Annotated in this window: 16 protein-coding genes; 3 read left to right on the top strand and 13 right to left on the bottom strand. The window is 63.5% G+C overall.

Annotated features, from left to right (window positions below; translation table 11 throughout):
- Positions 1 to 71: 71 nt before the first annotated feature.
- The 3 genes from IAE40_RS17720 to plsB form a co-directional block, all read right to left on the bottom strand.
- Complete coding sequence (locus IAE40_RS17720; protein ID WP_054894470.1) at positions 72 to 758, bottom strand: DUF4197 domain-containing protein; 687 nt, start codon at positions 756 to 758, stop codon at positions 72 to 74.
- A gap of 33 nt (positions 759 to 791) precedes the next feature.
- Positions 792 to 1,190 carry a YbaY family lipoprotein gene (locus IAE40_RS17715; RefSeq protein ID WP_054894469.1) on the bottom strand — a complete coding sequence of 133 codons (399 nt, stop codon included), beginning with the start codon at positions 1,188 to 1,190 and terminating at the stop codon, positions 792 to 794.
- 194 nt (positions 1,191 to 1,384) lie between these two features.
- Positions 1,385 to 3,871 carry a glycerol-3-phosphate 1-O-acyltransferase PlsB gene (gene plsB / locus IAE40_RS17710; RefSeq protein ID WP_153773135.1) on the bottom strand — a complete coding sequence of 829 codons (2,487 nt, stop codon included), beginning with the start codon at positions 3,869 to 3,871 and terminating at the stop codon, positions 1,385 to 1,387.
- A gap of 231 nt (positions 3,872 to 4,102) precedes the next feature.
- Between plsB and IAE40_RS17705 the strand changes: the two genes are divergently transcribed.
- Complete coding sequence (locus IAE40_RS17705) at positions 4,103 to 4,312, top strand: cold-shock protein (protein WP_065862298.1); 210 nt, start codon at positions 4,103 to 4,105, stop codon at positions 4,310 to 4,312.
- A gap of 64 nt (positions 4,313 to 4,376) precedes the next feature.
- Here the strand turns inward: IAE40_RS17705 and IAE40_RS17700 are convergent, their stop codons facing one another.
- The 4 genes from IAE40_RS17700 to IAE40_RS17685 form a co-directional block, all read right to left on the bottom strand.
- Complete coding sequence (locus IAE40_RS17700; protein ID WP_054894467.1) at positions 4,377 to 4,754, bottom strand: hypothetical protein; 378 nt, start codon at positions 4,752 to 4,754, stop codon at positions 4,377 to 4,379.
- A 19-nt stretch (positions 4,755 to 4,773) separates the two neighbouring features.
- Positions 4,774 to 5,586, bottom strand: coding sequence for a putative RNA methyltransferase (locus IAE40_RS17695; RefSeq protein WP_197890550.1), 813 nt, complete (start codon positions 5,584 to 5,586; stop codon positions 4,774 to 4,776).
- Positions 5,586 to 6,737: a succinyl-diaminopimelate desuccinylase gene (gene dapE / locus IAE40_RS17690; protein WP_063545927.1), complete on the bottom strand. Its 1,152-nt coding sequence runs from the start codon at positions 6,735 to 6,737 to the stop codon at positions 5,586 to 5,588. Before dapE ends, IAE40_RS17695 begins: the two co-directional genes overlap by 1 nt.
- Positions 6,738 to 6,937: 200 nt before the next feature.
- Positions 6,938 to 9,529, bottom strand: a complete 2,592-nt coding sequence (locus IAE40_RS17685; RefSeq protein ID WP_153773133.1) for a glycosyltransferase — start codon at positions 9,527 to 9,529, stop codon at positions 6,938 to 6,940.
- Positions 9,530 to 9,745: 216 nt separating this feature from the next.
- Between IAE40_RS17685 and tcdA the strand changes: the two genes are divergently transcribed.
- Positions 9,746 to 10,555: a tRNA cyclic N6-threonylcarbamoyladenosine(37) synthase TcdA gene (gene tcdA / locus IAE40_RS17680; protein WP_197890556.1), complete on the top strand. Its 810-nt coding sequence runs from the start codon at positions 9,746 to 9,748 to the stop codon at positions 10,553 to 10,555.
- A gap of 73 nt (positions 10,556 to 10,628) precedes the next feature.
- Here the strand turns inward: tcdA and IAE40_RS17675 are convergent, their stop codons facing one another.
- From IAE40_RS17675 to IAE40_RS17660, 4 genes are all read right to left on the bottom strand, one after another.
- Positions 10,629 to 11,039, bottom strand: a complete 411-nt coding sequence (locus IAE40_RS17675) for a SufE family protein (RefSeq protein ID WP_200603608.1) — start codon at positions 11,037 to 11,039, stop codon at positions 10,629 to 10,631.
- Positions 11,036 to 12,241: a cysteine desulfurase gene (locus IAE40_RS17670; protein ID WP_200603607.1), complete on the bottom strand. Its 1,206-nt coding sequence runs from the start codon at positions 12,239 to 12,241 to the stop codon at positions 11,036 to 11,038. Before IAE40_RS17670 ends, IAE40_RS17675 begins: the two co-directional genes overlap by 4 nt.
- 121 nt (positions 12,242 to 12,362) lie before the next feature.
- Positions 12,363 to 13,397, bottom strand: coding sequence for a 2,3,4,5-tetrahydropyridine-2,6-dicarboxylate N-succinyltransferase (gene dapD, locus IAE40_RS17665; RefSeq protein ID WP_153773130.1), 1,035 nt, complete (start codon positions 13,395 to 13,397; stop codon positions 12,363 to 12,365).
- Positions 13,398 to 13,433: 36 nt separating this feature from the next.
- Positions 13,434 to 13,781 (bottom strand): ArsC family reductase, encoded by a 348-nt coding sequence (locus IAE40_RS17660; RefSeq protein WP_054891086.1) that lies wholly within the window; start codon positions 13,779 to 13,781, stop codon positions 13,434 to 13,436.
- 282 nt (positions 13,782 to 14,063) lie between these two features.
- Here IAE40_RS17660 and IAE40_RS17655 point away from each other — a divergent pair, with 282 nt between their 5' ends.
- A complete protein-coding gene (locus tag IAE40_RS17655; RefSeq protein ID WP_054891085.1) occupies positions 14,064 to 15,710 on the top strand; it encodes a Na+/H+ antiporter in 1,647 nt (548 codons plus the stop codon).
- Positions 15,711 to 15,712: 2 nt separating this feature from the next.
- Here the strand turns inward: IAE40_RS17655 and IAE40_RS17650 are convergent, their stop codons facing one another.
- On the bottom strand, positions 15,713 to 16,450 hold the full coding sequence (locus IAE40_RS17650; protein ID WP_200603606.1) for a M12 family metallopeptidase: 738 nt from the start codon (positions 16,448 to 16,450) through the stop codon (positions 15,713 to 15,715).
- Positions 16,451 to 16,753: 303 nt separating this feature from the next.
- Complete coding sequence (dapC, locus tag IAE40_RS17645) at positions 16,754 to 17,950, bottom strand: succinyldiaminopimelate transaminase (protein WP_197890562.1); 1,197 nt, start codon at positions 17,948 to 17,950, stop codon at positions 16,754 to 16,756.
- Positions 17,951 to 17,961: the final 11 nt, after the last annotated feature.

The raw sequence follows: 17,961 nt of genomic DNA, 5'->3' as shown, positions 1-17,961 counted from the left end.
GGGGGGGGGGGGGGGGGGGCCAGCGGGGGGGTTGCCCCGCTATGCACGTTCAGGCAGTGACGTTGGGCGAATCAGAGTGCGCCGAACACTTTCTTGGCCAGGCTGGTCGCGGCCTGTGCCGGGTTCTGGCGGATGCTCTGTTCTTGCTTGGCAATCATTTCGAACAGCCCATCCAGGGCCTTTTCGGTCACATAGTTCTCGATATTGGCGTCGTCCTTGATCAGGCCCAGCCCCTTGGCCTGGCCGGCGAAGCTGTTGTACTGCTGGGCCAGACCGACCTTGTCGGTAGCCTGCTTGACGATCGGCAGGAACTTGGCGCGAATCTGCTCGCGGCTGCTCTTGTTCAGGTACTGGGTGGCCGAATCCTCACCACCGCTGAGGATGCCCTTGGCATCGGTGACGGTCATCTTTTTCACCGCATCCACGAGAATCGCCTGGGCTTGTGGCACGGCAGCCTCAGCAGCCTTGTTCATGCTGTTTTCCAGGGCATCGACCTGATCGCCCTTGCCAAACATCTTCATCGCTTTGGCGGCCTTGCCCAGGTTGCCGGGCAGTTCGATGCGTACGTCAGGGTTATTGTTGAAGCCCCCTGGGGTGCTCAACTGCTTGACGGCAATCTGCGCGCCCTGAGTCAGGGCGTCCTTGAGGCCGCCGGAGGCGTCGCTCTGGGACAGGTCGCCAAGCGACAGGGCCAGGGCGCTGGCCGACAACAGCAAGCCGGCGCACAGGGTGGTGAAGCGCAAGGAGGAGCGAATCATGGAGACTTCCTTATGGGCAGAAATGAAGCGGGATCAGCGCACCTGATCGACTTTGATCCGCACAGGTTGCGGGTCGCTGCCGTCGAGTCGGACGCCGTGGTGTTCGGTGTTGATGAACAGCAACTTGCCATCGAGCTCGATACGCGCGCTGACGGCGTAGCGATGACCCGGTTGGACCTTGGCCGGGTCGTAGCTGAGCTGGAACGGCAGTGGCACGTTGCCTTTGACCGGACCTGACTGGCTGGCCAGGGTGACGGCCGGGGCGTCCATCAGCGAGACATCCTGCAGGCTCACGCTGAGCGTAGCGGCGGGCGGCAGGGCAATGCGCTGCAGGTAGAAGACTTCGCCTTCCAGGCTGGCCTGGTGGGACGGGGTATGGCTGGAGCAGGCTGTGAGCAGGGTGGCACAGCACAGCGTGAGAAGTTTTTTCATGGAATCTCCGCAGTCCTTGGCGTGGGCTTGTGGCCGACCACTGGGACTTTAGCGCAATGGCGGGTGGGGAAGGAAATCTGTCCGGTGCTCAGCGCCATGCCCGGAACATTTGCCGCGTTGGTCTTTTCGCTGGCAAGCCCGCTCCTACAAAATCTTGCAGGGGTGGGCTTGCCTGCGAAAAGGCCAACCCTGGATCAGGCGATAGCCTGTTCTCCGGTGTCGTCCCTATGCAGCGCCACCTGCCGGATCGACAAGCGCAGCTCCGCCGACAGCACGCGCTTGGCGACGCCTTCGGCCAGCTCGGCGAGTTTGTCGTGGTAGCCGAGCTTGCCATTGCCATCGGGCAGCAGCACGCCTTCACGCACCAGGGTCTGGATGAAGTGGCGGAACAGGGTCTTGTCGAAGAACTCCGGGGCATTGAGCCCATGCAGGATCGACAGGCGCTGGGCCATCATCACGCACAGGTCTTCCAGTTCTTCGGCGTTCAGGCTGTGCTGGCCACTGTTGAGCAGCAGCGAAGTGGCCATGTAGAAACGCTGTAGCGTCTGGGTGATGGCGCGGGCCAACAGGGTGAGCAGCACGAACTGGCGCGAGCTGGGCGCCGGACGCAGGTACACGCCGTTCTCGAAGCGCAGCAGGCCTTGCTCGACCAGTGCGCTCAGCCATTGGTCGATGGCCTCGTCGAGTTGCTCCGGTGTCCAGCGCAGGAACAATTCGGCCTGCAGGTACGGGTAAAGCGCCTGTACATATTGCCCCACCAGTTCGCGACTCATCCGCGAGCTGCTGAGGAAGAAACTGGCGAGCAGCGCCGGCAGGGCGAAGATGTGCAGGACGTTGTTGCGGTAATAGGTCATCAGCACCGCATTGGCTTCGTCCAGGTAGAGGATACGCCCCAGGGCGTCCTTCTGTTCGGCCAGCAACTCCATGCCCCTGACATGTTCGATCAGCGCCTTGCCGTCGCCTTCGGGCAGGGTCACGTGGCTTGAGTAGGGCACCTGGCGCAGCAGGGCCAGGTAGAGGTCGAGCACACGAATCAGGGCGCGCTCGTCGAGCGCCAGGCGGCTGGTCGAGAGCAGCGCGAGGGCTACCAGGTTGACCGGGTTGATGGCTGCCGCACCGTTCAGGTGTTGGGCCACCGTCTGGCCCAGGCGTGTAGTGGTGTCGTTGAGCCAAGCCGGGCGGAACTGCGGGGCAAGGTCTTGCTCGCGCCAGCCAGGTTGCTGCTGGTCCAGGAACGCGCCCAGGCGGATCGGTTCGCCGAAGTTGACATAGACCTGGCCGAAGCGTTGCTTGAGGGCGCCGATGACCTTGAAGATGTCGAAAATCGACTCTTTCTTCTTGCTCGCACCACGCAGCTCTCCCAGGTAGGTGCGGCCTTCGAGTACGCGTTCATAGCCGATATAGACCGGCACGAAGACGATTGGCGTGCGCGAGGAGCGCAGGAAGCTGCGCAGGGTGATCGCCAGCATGCCCGGGCGTGGCTGCAGCATGCGCCCGGTGCGCGAGCGTCCGCCCTCGACGAAGTACTCCACCGGGAAACCCTTGGTGAACAAGGTGTGCAGGTACTCGTTGAACACTGCGGTGTACAACGGGTTACCCTTGAACGTCCGGCGCATGAAGAACGCACCACCGCGGCGCAACAGGCCGCCGATCACCGGCATGTTGAGGTTGATGCCGGCGGCGATGTGCGGCGGCGTCAGGCCATTGCGGAACAACAGGTACGACAGCAGCAGGTAGTCGATGTGGCTGCGATGGCACGGCACGTAGATCACTTCGTGGCCCGGTGCGATGCCTTGCACCTGTTCGATGTGGTTGACCTTGATGCCGTCGTAGATCTTGTTCCAGAACCAGCTCAGCACCACTTCCAGGAAGCGGATCGCGGTGTAGGTGTAGTCCGAGGCGATCTCGTTGCCGTAGTGCAGCGCCTTGGCCTCGGCCTTGGCGTAAGGGATCTTCTCGCGCTCGGCTTCATCGCTGATTGCCTGGCGTACCAGCGGGTCATGGACCAGGCCCTTGACCAGGTTGCGTCGGTGCGAGATGTCCGGCCCGATCACTGCGGTCTTGAGGTTGCGAAAATGCACGCGCAGCAGGCGCTGGGCCATGCGCACGGTACGCTCCTGGCCCTTGTTGTGCTGCACCAGTTCACGCAGGTGGATCGGCGCGGAGAACTGCACGCGGGTCTTGCGGCCGAGGATCAACACACTGAGCAGCCGGCGCAGACGGCCGGTGACTGCCCAGCTGTCGGCGAACAACAGTTTCCACGGGCTGGATTCGCTGGCCGGGGTCTGCCCCCAGAACACGCTGACCGGAATGATTTGCGCATCCTCTTCGGCATGCTCGCCAATGGCCGCGATCAGGCGCTCCAGGGTGGGGGGCGCGCCGCGTTTGTCCTGGCGGCCTAGCCAGTCCGGGTCTGGGGTGAGGTAGAAGAACGCCGCAGGTTCGTGCAGCGGCCCAACGGCAACGGGCAACACGGGGCGTGGCAGCCCCGCTTTGGTGCATTCGCGGTCGACCACCGCCAGGTCAGTGAGCGACGGCGAGGGCAAGGCATAGAACACCGGGCGGCTGCGGTCGAGCTTGAGCGTCAGCGAAGACTGATTGATGGTTTCGGATCGCACCCACAGATAGAGCACGCGACGCAGGGCGCCGAAGATCAGGCGGCGCAGGGGGGAACGGGTCATGGGGTGTCTGCCCTGGAAAATGTATCAGGTGATATACCAGCAAGTTAGGCTGCTGTATCTGCATAAGTTCAGCAAAAATCGGCCATCCACGGGCCAGTCATCAAATTTTTTTGTTGTCTGTCATATACTCGGTCCGCACCTTGCAGGAAATTTCCTCAAGCAGTGTCGGCACAGGGAGGAGACCCTGTGCCTGCAAGGCGATCTTCAAAATAAAAATCCGGAGTGTTTCAGATGTCGTCTCGTGAGACTGGGAATGTGAAGTGGTTCAACGATGCCAAGGGTTTTGGCTTCATTCAGCGCGACGGGGGAGCGGATGTGTTCGTCCACTATCGTGCGATCCGCGGTGAGGGGCATCGTACCCTGGTCGAGGGACAGCAGGTCGAATACTCCCTGGTGCAGGGCCAGAAAGGCCTGCAGGCAGAGGACGTGGTCGGTCTCTGACACGTAGTCGGCACGCTTCAAGCTGCAGGTTGTCCGTGGAACTTGCAGCCTGATGCGAGCTTTTTCAGCTGGTGCGCCAGGTGATTTCCTCTTCACCGTCGGCGCTGATGCGGATCCAGCGATCGGCATCCTCTTCACCATCTTCCTCGACCCAACTGCCCGGCGCGCAGCGCACTTCGACATTGAGCGCAGCGAAGGCGGCGCGGGCGCAAGCGACATCATCGGCCCACGGCGTCTGATCGCTTTCCAGGTACAGGCTGTTCCATTTCCCTACAGCCTTGGGTAACCAGGTGACCGGAATGTTACCGGCTGTGCACTTGAAGGTCTGGCCTTTCTGTTTCCATTCGCTGCATGGGCCCAAGGCCTGGGTCAGCCAGTCGGCGATCTGCTTGTGATCGACGTCGGCGTCCTTGAGGTAGATCTCGATATCGGGTTGGCGCATTTCAGGGCTCCGGGTGTGCTCAGTCTTGGCGCACGAAATAGTCATAACGCATGGAAACCGTGACGTCGAACGGCTCAGGCTGCTCGATCACGCTGGCACGTTTCTCGGCGCTGGCGCGCCAGCCGTGCGGGGTCATCGCCAGCAGGTCCGCGCGGGCCTTGCCTTCGCGCAGTGTCAGGGTGAACTCGAGCACCTCGCCGTGGGCGTGCTGCATGCCGTCCGGGACCAAGGCCAGGTGCTTGTCGTCGGCGTAGGGGCGCACTTCATCGTAGAGCATCTGGCGCAACTCCATCAGGTGGCCGCTGGTCGGTCCGACCCGCATCAGGCCGCCACCTGGGGCGAGCAGGCGCTTGGCTTCGGCCCAGTCCAGCGGGCTGAAGACACTGGCGATGAAGTTGCAACTGGCGTCCGCCATCGGCACTCGAGCCATGCTGGCGACCATCCAGGTCAACTGCGGCGCGCGGCGGCAGGCGCGCTTGACTGCCTCGCGGGAGATGTCCAGGGCATAGCCGTCTGCCGTTGGCAGCGCCTGGGCGATCTGCGCGGTGTAATAGCCCTCGCCGCAGCCAATGTCGAGCCACGTTGCAGGCTGGCGCTCGGCGGCCAGTTGCGCCAGGCGCGCGGCTACCGGAGCGTAGTGACCGGCGTCGAGGAAGTCGCGGCGAGCCTCGACCATCGCTTGATTGTCGCCCGGGTCGCGGCTGTTCTTGTGCTGTACTGGCAGCAGGTTCAGGTAGCCTTGGCGGGCGCGGTCGAAGCGGTGGCCGGCAGGGCAGGCCACGCCGTTGTCGAGCTGCGCCAGGGGCGCCTGGCAGAGGGGGCAGGCAAGCATCAGGCGAGCAACCGCACCAGGGTTTGGTAGTAGATTTCGGTCAGCAGGTCCAGGTCGCTGGCCAGGATGCGCTCGTCCACCTGGTGGATGGTGGCGTTGACCGGACCCAGTTCGACCACCTGGGTGCCCATGGTGGCGATGAAGCGGCCATCGGAGGTGCCGCCGCTGGTGGACGGCTGGGTGTCGCGACCGGTGACGGCCTTGATGCTCGATGACACCGCATCGAGCAGCTCACCCGGTTCGGTGAGGAACGGCAGGCCCGACAGCGCCCAGTCGATCGACCAGTCCAACTGGTGCTTGTCGAGAATCGTCGCGACCCGCTGCTGCAGGCCTTCGACGGTCGACTCGGTGGAGAAACGGAAGTTGAACAGCGCGATCAGGTCGCCCGGGACCACGTTGGTGGCGCCGGTGCCGGAGTTGAGGTTGGAGATCTGGAAGCTGGTCGGCGGGAAGAAGGCATTGCCCTCGTCCCAGTGTTCGGCGGCAAGTTCTGCCAGGGCCGGTGCGGCCAGGTGGATCGGGTTGCGGGCCAGGTGCGGGTAGGCCACGTGACCCTGCTTGCCGCGCACGGTCAGCTTGGCGCCGAGCGAGCCGCGACGGCCGTTCTTGACCACGTCCCCGAGCAGCGTGGTGCTCGACGGCTCGCCGACGATGCACCAGTCCAGGCGCTCGTTGCGGGCCTTGAGCAATTCGACCACCGCTTTGGTGCCGTGATGCGCTGGACCTTCCTCGTCACTGGTGATGAGGAAAGCCACCTTGCCGCGGTGATTGGGGTAATCGTTCACGAAGCGCTCACTGGCGATCACCATCGAGGCCAGGCTGCCTTTCATGTCGGCAGCACCGCGGCCGCAGAGCATGCCGTCGGCGTCGATCAGCGCGTCGAAAGGCTCATGCTGCCATTGCTGCACGGGGCCGGTGGGCACCACGTCGGTGTGACCGGCGAAGCACAGCACCGGGCCGTCCTGGTTGCCATGGGTGGCCCAGAAGTTGTCGACGTCCTCGAAGCGCATCGGCTCGAGCTGGAAGCCGACGGCACCCAGGCGGTTCATCATCTGGGTCTGGCAGTCGGCATCGACCGGCGTCACCGAGGGGCGACGGATCAGGTCGCAGGCCAGTTGAAGGGTGGGCGAGAGCTCGGCTGGGGCCGTCATGGGGGACTCCGGGGCAAGGCAAGGCGGGAAATCTTGGGGGCGTTATCTTATATCAAATGATTTCAGGCTTCACGGCCCATTCGCCAGCAAGTCGCAGCGGTGGTTCGCCCCTGCCAGCCCATGCACGGTCCACAGCACCGGTGCGGTACCTGTAGGAGCGGGCTTGCCCGCGAATGGGCTGCCAAGCAGCCCCCGCTACATCAGGCCTGCTGCGGTTCGGCGGCCTTTTCTCCAGGCTTGGGCAGCGACGACAGCAACGCCATCACCAATGCCGCCAGATATGGCAGCGACTGCACCAGCAGCATCGCTACCCAGAAACGCATGTCGGAACTGGGCAGCCCTTGCACCAGGTAGATCCCAGCCGCTGCGCTCCACAACAGCAACATGATGAACAGTTCTTCGCGTGCCTCGGAGATCGCCACCAGCACGCCATGGCTGTCGGCGTTCTTCGGGGTGCGGAAGAACGGCATGCTGCTGGTGAAGAAGCCGTACAGCACCGCCTTGGCGATAGTGTGCGACAACGCCAGGCCCGCCAGGGCGGCGGCGAAGGCATCCTTCATGTTGACCCCCACCGCACGGCGGTAGAGGAAGACGATCTTGCCGACCTTGAAGAAGAACAGCGCCAGCGGCGGGATGGCAAAGATCATCAGCGGTGGATCGACGCGATGCGGCACGATGATCATTGCCGCCGACCACAACAATGCGCCGACGGTGAAGAAAATGTTCATGCCGTCGGCGATCCATGGCAGCCAGCCGGCCAGGAAATGGTAGCGCTGGCCACGGGTCAGCTCGCTGTTTTTACCGCGCAGAAGAGCGCTGGCGTGGTGCTTGATGATTTGGATCGCACCATAGGCCCAGCGGAAGCGCTGTTTCTTGAAGTCGATGAAGGTGTCGGGCATCAGGCCCTTGCCATAGCTGTTGTGAGCGTAGGCAGCCGACAGCCCCTTCTCGAACACTCGCAGGCCCAGCTCGGCATCCTCGCAAATGCACCATTCGGCCCAGCCCAGCTCTTCGAGCACGCTGCGGCGGGTCATGGTCATGGTGCCATGCTGGATGATCGCGTCACGGTCGTTGCGGGTGACCATGCCGATGTGGAAGAAGCCCTTGTACTCGCTGTAGCAGAGCTTCTTGAAGGCGCTCTCGTGCTGGTCGCGGTAGTCCTGCGGCGACTGCACCACGGCGATCTTCGGGTCGGCGAAGTGCGGCACCATGTGCTTGAGCCAGTTGCGGTCGACGCAGTAGTCCGAGTCGATCACCGCGATCACCTCGGCGTCTTTGGCGGTGTGCGGGATCAGGTAATTCAGTGCGCCGCCCTTGAAGCCCGCCAGCGGGGCCACATGGAAGAACCTGAAGCGCTCGCCGAGTTTCTCGCAGTGGGCCTTGAGCGGCTCCCACACGGCCGGGTCCTTGGTGTTGTTGTCGATCACCAATACTTCGTAGTCTGGATAGTCCAGGGCGGCGAGGGCGTCGAGGGTCTGTTTCACCATCTCCGGTGGCTCGTTGTAGCACGGCACGTGCACCGAGACCTTGGGCCGGTACGCAGCGTCGCCCTGCACCGGCAGGAACTCGCGTCGTCGCTTGTGAATCCATACGGCCTCGGCCAGCTCGTGGGCCTCGGTGAGCAAGACGATGAACACGCCGATGGCGCCGAGGGCCAGAAGCAAGCCTACGGTCAGGCTGAACCAGGTGCTGTACTGCTGGCTGTAGTCGTAGGCGATCCACACCAGCACCGACCCGCAGAGGAAGGTGATGAAGGTCAGGAAGGTGCGTCCGCGTTGGCGCAGGGCCGAGCCGTCGATCAGCAGCACGGTCAGGGCGATCATCGCCAGCACCACCGAAGCCACGGCCAGGGCTCGCCATTGTGGAATGGCAACCACCGGCCCTTCGAAGTTGAATTTCTGCTGGCGTTCGGCGTTGAACACGCCCCAGTAGGCGCCCACCGAGCCTTCGTCGCTGGCTTTCCAGGGTTGGTCGTAGGCTTCGATCACGAAGTAGTTGAAGCCGCGGCGGTTCAAGGTGTTGACCAGGGTGCGCAGGTAGATTGCCTGGTCAGCCTGGGTCGCATCGGCACCGCCGCGCATGCGGCCATTGCTCGGCCAGCCCACTTCCGACAGCAGCAAGGGTTTGCGCGGGAACTGGCGCTTGAGGTCGCGGGCGCGGTCGAGCACGAACTGGATCGAGTCGCCCACCGGCACGAACTCCCAGTAAGGCAGGATGTGCGCGGCGATCAGGTCGACGTGCTTGGCCAGTTCCGGGTGCTCTTTCCAGATGTGCCATTGCTCACTGGTGGTCACCGGCACCTTGACCGCAGCCCGCACACGGTCCAGGTACTTGATCAGCGCCTCTGGAGTGATCTCCTCGCGGAACAGCGCCTCGTTGCCCACCACTACTCGCACCACGCTGCGCGAACTGTTGGCCAGACCGATGGCTTTTTCGATCTCGCGCTCGTTGCGCTCCAGGTCCGTACTGATCCAGATGCCCAGTGTCACACGCAGGCCCAGCTCCTCGGCCAGGTGCGGAATTTCCGCCTGGGTGCCTTCGACGGTATAGATACGGATGCTGTCGGTGAGCTTGCTGAGTTGCTCCAGATCCTGGCGCATCTCGTCTTCGCTGGGGTACTGGCCCTTTTGCGGGCTTTCACCGAGACGGAAGGGCGAGTAGGAAAAGCCGGAGATCTGTTCTGGCCAGGCAGGGGCCGACACCGGGCGGTTGACCAGCGCCCAGAAGCCGGTGAACAGCGCGGCAATGGCCAGCACCACCACCAGGTTGAGACCGAATTTGCGTGATGACATAGGTGATTCAGTTTCCGAGGAAGGGGCGGGAAGCTTGCGCCGTGGGTCCCGCTCTGTTGTCGTCCAGATCTGCTTGTTTGGTAAGACATTAAAGCAGGATTGGTAGGCTGTTTCCTAATGAACGCGCGCTGCGCGAAGAGCCCCCTCGTGTCGACAAAGCCTCACCGGTCTGTCCGCTTGGCATATAATGCGCGCCGGTTTTTTCGGGGTATCAACATGAGCACAGAAGATCCACGCTTTGCCGGTGTCGCCCGGCTGTACGGCGATGACGGCCTGCAACGTCTGCATCAGGCCCACGTGGCGGTTGTTGGCATCGGCGGTGTGGGTTCTTGGGCGGCGGAAGCCCTGGCGCGTAGTGGCGTGGGCGAAATCAGCCTGTTCGATCTGGACGATGTCTGCGTCAGCAACACCAATCGCCAGGCCCATGCACTGGAAGGGCAGGTGGGGCGCTCGAAGGTCGAGGTCATGGCCGAGCGCCTGCGCGCGATCAACCCGGCCTGCACCGTGCATGCGGTGGCTGACTTCGTCACTCGTGACACCATGCTCGAATACATCACCGAGTCGCTGGATTGCGTGATCGACTGCATCGACAGCGTGCAGGCCAAGGCCGCGCTGATCGCCTGGTGCCGCCGACGCAAGATTGCGATTGTCACCACAGGTGGTGCGGGCGGACAGATCGATCCGACCCAGATCCAGATTGGCGACCTCAACAAGACTTTCAATGACCCACTGGCGTCGCGGGTACGTTCCACCTTGCGCCGGGACTACAACTTCTCGCGCAATGTCAGCCGTAATTACGGGGTGCCCTGTGTTTTCTCCAGCGAGCAACTGCGCTACCCCAAGGGCGATGGCAGTGTTTGCCTGCAGAAGAGCTTCGTGGGGGAAGGCGTGCGCCTGGATTGCTCGGGGGGCTTCGGCGCGGTGATGATGGTCACCGCGACCTTCGGCATGGTGGCCGTGAGCAAGGCGGTGGAGAAGCTGGTGGCGGGGGCGCGGCGGCCCTCGGAGCGGGTCAAGGCGCAATAAGCGCGCGGGCTTCTTCGCGGGTAAACCCGCTCCCACAGGGGCTGGATTTATCCGCGAAGCACGTGCTGCCGTCTCAAGGGTTGGTCACCAACTCCGTCATCCGCAACAACACCGCATGCAGCCCATTGCTGCGTGAAGGCGAAAGCTGCCGCTCCAGCCCCAGTTGTGTGAACCACTCACGCAGGTCCAACCCGGCCAACGCTTCGCTGTCCAGCCCCTGTACCCGCACCAGCAGCAGCGCCAGTAGACCGCGCAGCAGCCGGGCATCACTGGTGGCCTTGAAGCGCCACTGTCCGTCGACCTGGCCAGCCACCAACCAGACCAGGCTTTCGCAGCCATGCACGCGGTTGGCGTCGGTCTTGTCAGACTCGTGCAGTGGCTCCAGGCGATCGCCTATCTGCATCAACAGCCGTGCGCGCTGTTCCCAGCCTTTTGCCTGGGTGAAGGTGTCCAGTGCCTGCTGGGCGTCGGCAGGCAGGCTCACCGCAGCAGCTCCAGGCCCTGGTCGAGCGCATCGAAGAAGCGCTGCAGGTCGTCGCTGTCGTTGTACAGCCCCAGCGAAACGCGGATCGCGCCTTCCAGCCCCAGTCCCTTGAGCAATGGCATCGCGCAATGATGGCCGGCGCGCACTGCGATCCCTTGTTCGGTCATTAGGTGGGCGATATCGGCGTTGTGCACGCCGTCGATGACGAAACTGGCCAGTGCGCCCTGTGGGGTGCCGAGCATGCGCACACCTTCGCGGTCGGCCAGGCCGCGCACCAGGTGCTGGTGCAGGCTGGCTTCGTGGGCTGCCACGGCCGCAGGATCGAGGCTGGCAAGGTAATCGAGGGTCGCGCCCAGGCCGATGACACTGGCGATCGGCGGCGTGCCCGCCTCGAAGCCCAGTGGCGCGGGACGAAAGCTTGCCTCATGGTAGTCGGCCAGTTGCACCATCTCGCCGCCGAACTGCCAGTGGCGCAGCCGTGCCAGGGCCTCCGTGCGGCCATAGAGCGCGCCAACCCCATCCGGGCCATATAGCTTGTGGCTGGAAAATACGTAGAAATCGCAGCCCAGTTGCTGCACGTCGTGGCGGCCATGAACCACGCCCTGGGCGCCATCGACCACGCTCAGAGCGCCTTGGGCGCGGGCATGAGCGAGCAGCGCAGGCAATGGCTGCCAGGTGCCGAGCACGTTGGACAGTTGGCTCAGCGCCACCAGGCGTGTGCGCGGCCCGATCAGTTGCAGGGCCTGGTCGAGGTCGATCCGACCATGTTCGTCCAGTGGCAGCACCACCAGGCGCAGATTGCGGCGCCGCGCCAATTGTTGCCAGGGCAGCAGGTTGGCGTGGTGCTCCAGCGCGCTGACGGCGATTTCGTCGCCGGCTTCGAAGCCATGCTCCAGACCGTAGGCCAGCAGGTTGAGCGCCGAGGTGGCGCCGTGGGTAAAGATGACCTGCCGGGAGTCACTGGCGTTGAGCCAGGTGGCAACCTTGTCGCGACTGGTCTCGAATGCCTGGGTCGCCAGCGCGCCAGGCAGGTGCTGGGCGCGATGCACATTGGCTGCACCATGGCTGTAGTAGTGGCTCAGGGCGTCAAGCAAGGCCTGGGGTTTCTGCGTTGTGGCGGCACTGTCCAGGTAGGTCTGGTGCTGCCGTTGCAGGGCGGTGATGGCGGGAAAGTCGGCACGCCAGGGGGAGGGCTGGAACATGATTGCGGGGCCTGGAATGAAAATCGGGTCTGGCGTGGTGCCAGACCCGATCTTAACATCTCAGACGCCGAGAGTCCGCTGATCGCGGGCAAGCCCGCTTCTACAGAGGCCTGCAAGGTTCTCAGTTGTGTGCGTGCAGCGCCTCGTTCAGCTCGATGGCCGACTTGTGGGTCTTGCACTCGACTGCGCCGTTGAGCGAGTTGCGACGGAACAGCAGGTCGGTCTGGCCGGCCAGGTCACGGGCCTTGACCACCTTGACCAGCTCATTGTGCTCGTCGAGCAGGTTCACCTTGGTGCCAGCGGTGATGTAAAGGCCGGCTTCGACAGTGTTGCGGTCGCCCAGCGGGATACCGATACCAGCGTTGGCGCCGATCAGGCAGCCTTCGCCAACCTTGATGACGATGTTGCCGCCACCGGACAGGGTGCCCATGGTCGAGCAACCACCGCCCAGGTCCGAGCCCTTGCCGACGAACACGCCTGCCGAGACACGGCCTTCGATCATGCCCGGGCCTTCGGTGCCAGCGTTAAAGTTGACGAAGCCTTCGTGCATGATGGTGGTGCCTTCGCCGATATAGGCGCCCAGGCGCACGCGGGCGGTGTCGGCGATACGCACGCCGCTCGGGACCACGTAGTCGGTCATCTTCGGGAACTTGTCCACCGAGAACACTTCCAGCAGTTCGCCCTTCAGGCGTGCTTCCAGTTGCTGCTCGGCCAGTTCGGCCAGGTCGATGGCACCCTGGTTGGTCCAGGCCACGTTCGGCAGCAGCGGGAAGATGCCGGCCAGGGAAACGCCGTGCGGCTTGACCAGACGGTGCGACAACAGGTGCAGCTTGAGGTAGGCCTCGGGGGTTGAGGTCAGCGCGCCGTCTTCGGCGAGCAGGGTGGCGACCAGCGGCTTGTGGCTTTCGGCCAGGCGGGTCAGCAATGCGTGCTGGACGGCATCCACGCCCTTGACCGCGTCGGCGAGCTGGGCGGCCTGGGCCGGGCTGAAGGCGATCGCCTGGTTGCCGCCTTCGTAACCGAGGATCGGAGCGACGGCCGCGACCAGCTCGGTGGACGGGTTGAGCAGGGGCTGAGCGTAGAAGACTTCCAGCCAGGTGCCCTGGCGGTTCTGGGTGCCGACACCGAAGGCCAGGCTGAACAGAGTGGTGGACATGCAATTACCTCGTGCGAAATAGGGTGTGGAGCGGAATCAGGCCAGTGCCGCGGCGTACAGGTCGGGCTTGAAGCCCACCAGGGTGCGGTCACCCAGATCGAGCACCGGGCGCTTGATCATCGACGGTTGAGCCAGCATCAGCTCGATGGCCTTTGCCTGGTTCAGGTCAGCCTTGCTGGCCTCGTCGAGCTTGCGGAAGGTGGTGCCGGCGCGGTTCAGCACGACTTCCCAGCCGTGCTCGTCGCACCAGCGCTCGAGGCTGTCACGGTCGATGCCTTGGGTCTTGTAGTCGTGGAACGCGTAACCGATGGCCTGTTCTTCAAGCCAGGTGCGGGCCTTTTTCATGGTGTCGCAGGCTTTGATGCCGTAGAGAGTGTAAGCCATTGAATGCCTGGGGCTGCCGGGCCGGACCTGGCGTCCCCGATACTCCTTGAAGAATGGGTGGGGCGATTATGCGGTATCGATGGGCCTGGCGCCACGGCTTGCTGTCCGGCTAGGCGATCGATCTGTATCACGACCTCTCAGGTAGCATTGTGTTACACATTGCTGGGTAGCGTTCGACCATGGTTCAGCGGTGCATCATCACCGCTCGCCGCTAACATATTGTTTCAAGGGCGAAGTCTGGCCCTTTTTTTCGTGTCTGCTTTCATACAGGAAGTCTTGCCAATGCAGTCAGCCTATACCGTTCTTATCCTGCTGATGCTGGTGAGCCTTTCCAAGCTGGTCGGACGCATGGTGCCGCTGCCCTTGCCGCTGGTGCAGATCGCGGCCGGCGCGCTGCTGGCCTGGCCCACGCTTGGGCTGCATGTGGCCCTCGATCCCGAGCTGTTCCTGTTTCTGTTCCTGCCGCCGCTGCTGTTCGCCGATGGCTGGCGCATCCCCAAGCGTGAGCTCTGGCGCATTCGTGGCCCGGTGGTGGCCTTGGCCGTGGGGTTGGTGCTGTTCACCGTGGTGGGAGCGGGGTACTTCATTCACTGGATCCTGCCAAGCATTCCACTGCCGGTAGCGTTCGCCCTGGCCGCGGTGCTCTCGCCCACTGATGCGGTGGCGGTTTCGGCGATTACCCAGGATCGCCTGCCAACCCCCTTGATGCATATGCTCCAGGGCGAAGCACTGATGAACGATGCTTCGGGCCTGGTGACGTTCAAGTTCGCGTTGGCAGCTGCCATTACCGGGGTATTTTCGTTGACCGATGCCAGCCTGACGTTCGTGCTGGTAGCCATCGGCGGGCTTGCGGTTGGCGTGGGCCTCAGCTGGCTGGTGGGGCGCCTGCGTGCCTGGATGATCGCCCGGGGCTGGGACGATCCGGCGACGCATGTGGTGTTCATGCTGCTGTTGCCGTTTGCCGCCTACGTACTGGCCGAACGACTCGGTGTCTCGGGCATTCTCTCTGCGGTGGCGGCAGGGATGATGCAGAGCTGGCTCGACCTGTTGCCGCGCCAGACCAGCACGCGCCTGCTCAACCGCAGCGTCTGGTCGCTGCTGGAGTTCGCCTTCAATGGTCTGATCTTCCTGCTGCTGGGCTTGCAATTACCCGACATCATCAAGGCAGTTGTCAGCCACGAAACGTCGTTGTGGCCGACCCTGGCCTGGCGTTGCCTCGATGTGGTGGCGATCTTCGTGGCGTTGGTGCTGCTGCGGTTCGTCTGGGTACAGAGCGTGTGGCGCGCTATCGGCGTGGTGCGCCGCTGGCGCGGTAAGTCGGCGTTGGTGCTGATGCCCAGCGCACGTTCGTGCTGGTTGTTGACCCTTGGCGGTGTGCGTGGGGCTGTGACCTTGGCGGGTGTGATGTCGGTGCCCTTGCTGATCGGGGCCGGCCAGGCGTTCCCGGAGCGTGATCTGCTGATCTTCATTGCCGCCGGGGTGATCCTGCTGTCGCTGATCAGTGCCTGCATCGCCCTGCCGATCCTGTTGCGCGGGGTGACCAAGAGCCCGGACGAGCGCCTGCACCAGGAGGTGCAGGAAGCCTGGAGGCGTACTGCAGAAGCGGCCATCCATGCCTTGGAGGCCGAGGAGGTCGTCGATGCCAATGCCCCGCAGGATGCCGCCCAGGCGACGCTGGCGACCGAGCTGAAGGCGCGCCTGATGGCAGAGTACCGGGACGAGCTGGACAGCTACAACGACAGCGCCGAAGCGCGTGCATTGGCCGAGCAGATGGATCTTCTGGAGCGCCGCCTGCGCCTGCGCGCATTGCGTGCGCAGCGGTTGGAGCTCTACAGCCTGCACCGCCAGCACCTGGTGGGGGATGAAGTCGTGCGCCAGGTGCTGGGGGAGTTGGACATGAGCGAGGCGAACCTGGGGCAGGTTCGTTAGCGTCAGTCGTGCGGGTAGGCCAGGCGCATCAGGTCGATGTCTTTCGCACTGAGCTCTGTGTTCTGGCCTATCTCGGAATTATCCAAGGTCATCCAGGCCGCAATCGGGTAATGCATTATGGATAGCGGATCGTACTGGGTTTTGATCAGTCCGCTGTCGGGCCGTTTGTTCAGGTATTGCTCCCTGACGTCTTGCTCTGACCAGCCAGCCGCACGCTTGTGAGCTTCGATTAGCAACGGCTCGTTCCAGGGGATGCTGGCATCGGGGTGCAGATGTTCATGTTCGAACCCCAGCGCATGGCCGAACTCGTGTAACACGGTGGATTCGAATGTTTCATCCCCCGGTATGACATTCAGCGCCATGGTGTCGTCTTCATAAGCCAGTGCATCGGTGCCGATGTCTGATTCGTTGTGCTCTGCATGCTTGCCTGTGAGGATCCTGATCTGGGCATGTTTGTCATCATCCTCTGATAGATCAAGCGTCAGGTTGGCGTCGGAAAGTTCCACCCACTGGCAAGCCAGTTCGAAGACCGACATCTTGAGCTTTCTGTCCGGAGCACCGAGAAACGAGACCCACAAAGTACGACCGGGTGCCCATAGTCGGCCGGTCTGTATCAGTCCGCGCTTTTTTCGACCGCCGTTGCTCTGGCCCCTGTTGTGGGGGTTCTCGGTAACGGCCAGATCATGGGAAAGCTGCTGCTCGGTGCGCTGACGGCAGCGGGGTGGAGAGGGTGTATGCATCGGAGAGTTCCTGGTGTGGTTGGAACTCAGGATGATCTACGACGGATCAAGCTACGTAGCATTACATAAGTCTGTGCGGTGACATGCGTTCAGGCATCCCCACGCCCGGGTGCTCATGCTCATGATCATGCCCGGGGCATGACCGAACTCGAGATTTGCATGCTCCAGCCATTGGCAGGCGACCTTCAGGATATCGCTCAGCTCCTTGGTCGGGAGCGAACAATGTGCCGGTGCAGGGGCGAGGGGCCGGTGGATAGTTGCCTCGGGGCTGACATCGACGCCAGCCCCGAGACGAGGGGCATTTCAGCGCCCTGCGAGGAACCCGCGAATCCTCTCGGCCGCCTCGATGCACTCGGCCAGCGGCGCAACCAGCGCCATGCGCACGCGTCCTGCTCCGGGATTGACGCCATCCACTTCACGCGACAGGTACGAGCCAGGCACCACGGTCACATGCTCGGCCTCGAACAGGTCGCGGGTAAAGTCGGCGTCGCTACCCGGCACCTTGGCCCACAGGTAGAAGCTGCCGTCCGGGCGCTGTACATCCATCACTGGCTGCAGAATCTCGAGCACGGCGTCATATTTGGCGCGGTACTGATCGCGGTTCGCCCGCACATGGGCCTCGTCCTGCCAGGCGGCCACGCTGGCCAGTTGCGTCTGCACCGGCATGGCGCAACCGTGGTAGGTGCGGTACAGCAGGAATGGCTTGATGATCTTGGCGTCGCCCGCGACGAAGCCCGAACGCAGGCCCGGCAGGTTGGAGCGCTTGGACAGGCTGTGGAACACCACGCAGCGCGCAAAATCGCTGCGGCCGAGTTCGGCGCAGGCGCTCAGCAGGCCAGGCGGCGGGGCGTCTTCGTCGAAGTACAGCTCGCTGTAGCACTCGTCGGCGGCGATCACGAAATCGTGCTCGTCGGCCAGGGCGATCAGTTTCTTCAGGGTGTCCATCGGCACCAGCGCGCCAGTGGGGTTGCCTGGGGAGCACAGGAACAGGATCTGGCAACGTTTCCAGATCTCGGCAGGTACCGCGTCGAAGTCCGGATTGAAACCGTTGCTTTCCAGGCATGGCAGGTAGTGCGGGGTAGCGCCGGCCAGCAGCGCCGCGCCCTCGTAGATCTGGTAGAACGGGTTGGGGCTGACGACCAGGCCGTCATCGGCGCGGTTGACCACTGTTTGAGTGAAGGCGAACAGCGCTTCGCGGGTGCCGTTGACCGGCAGGATGTGCTGGTCGGCATCGAGCCAGCAGGCGGGGACGCCGAAGCGGCGCTCGCACCACTGACCGATGGCCTGGCGCAGGGCCGGCAGGCCGAGTGTGCTGGGGTAGACCGCCAATTTGTCGAGGTTGTCGGCCAGGGCCTTGGCGACGAACGCCGGGGATTCGTGCTTCGGCTCACCGATCGACAGGGCAATGGCGCGTTTGTCCGCGGCAGGCTTCACGCTGCCGAGCAGGGCGCGGAGCTTTTCGAAGGGGTAGGGCTGAAGCTGGGTCAAGGCATGGTTCATCGGCGCAAGGT

It is taken from the genome of Pseudomonas sp. S44, from assembly GCF_016624805.1.
In the GTDB taxonomy this organism is placed as follows: Bacteria; Pseudomonadota; Gammaproteobacteria; order Pseudomonadales; family Pseudomonadaceae; genus Aquipseudomonas; species Aquipseudomonas machongensis.
Note: the sequence above shows the minus strand (reverse complement) of the source record. Positions and strands in the feature narration are given on the sequence as shown.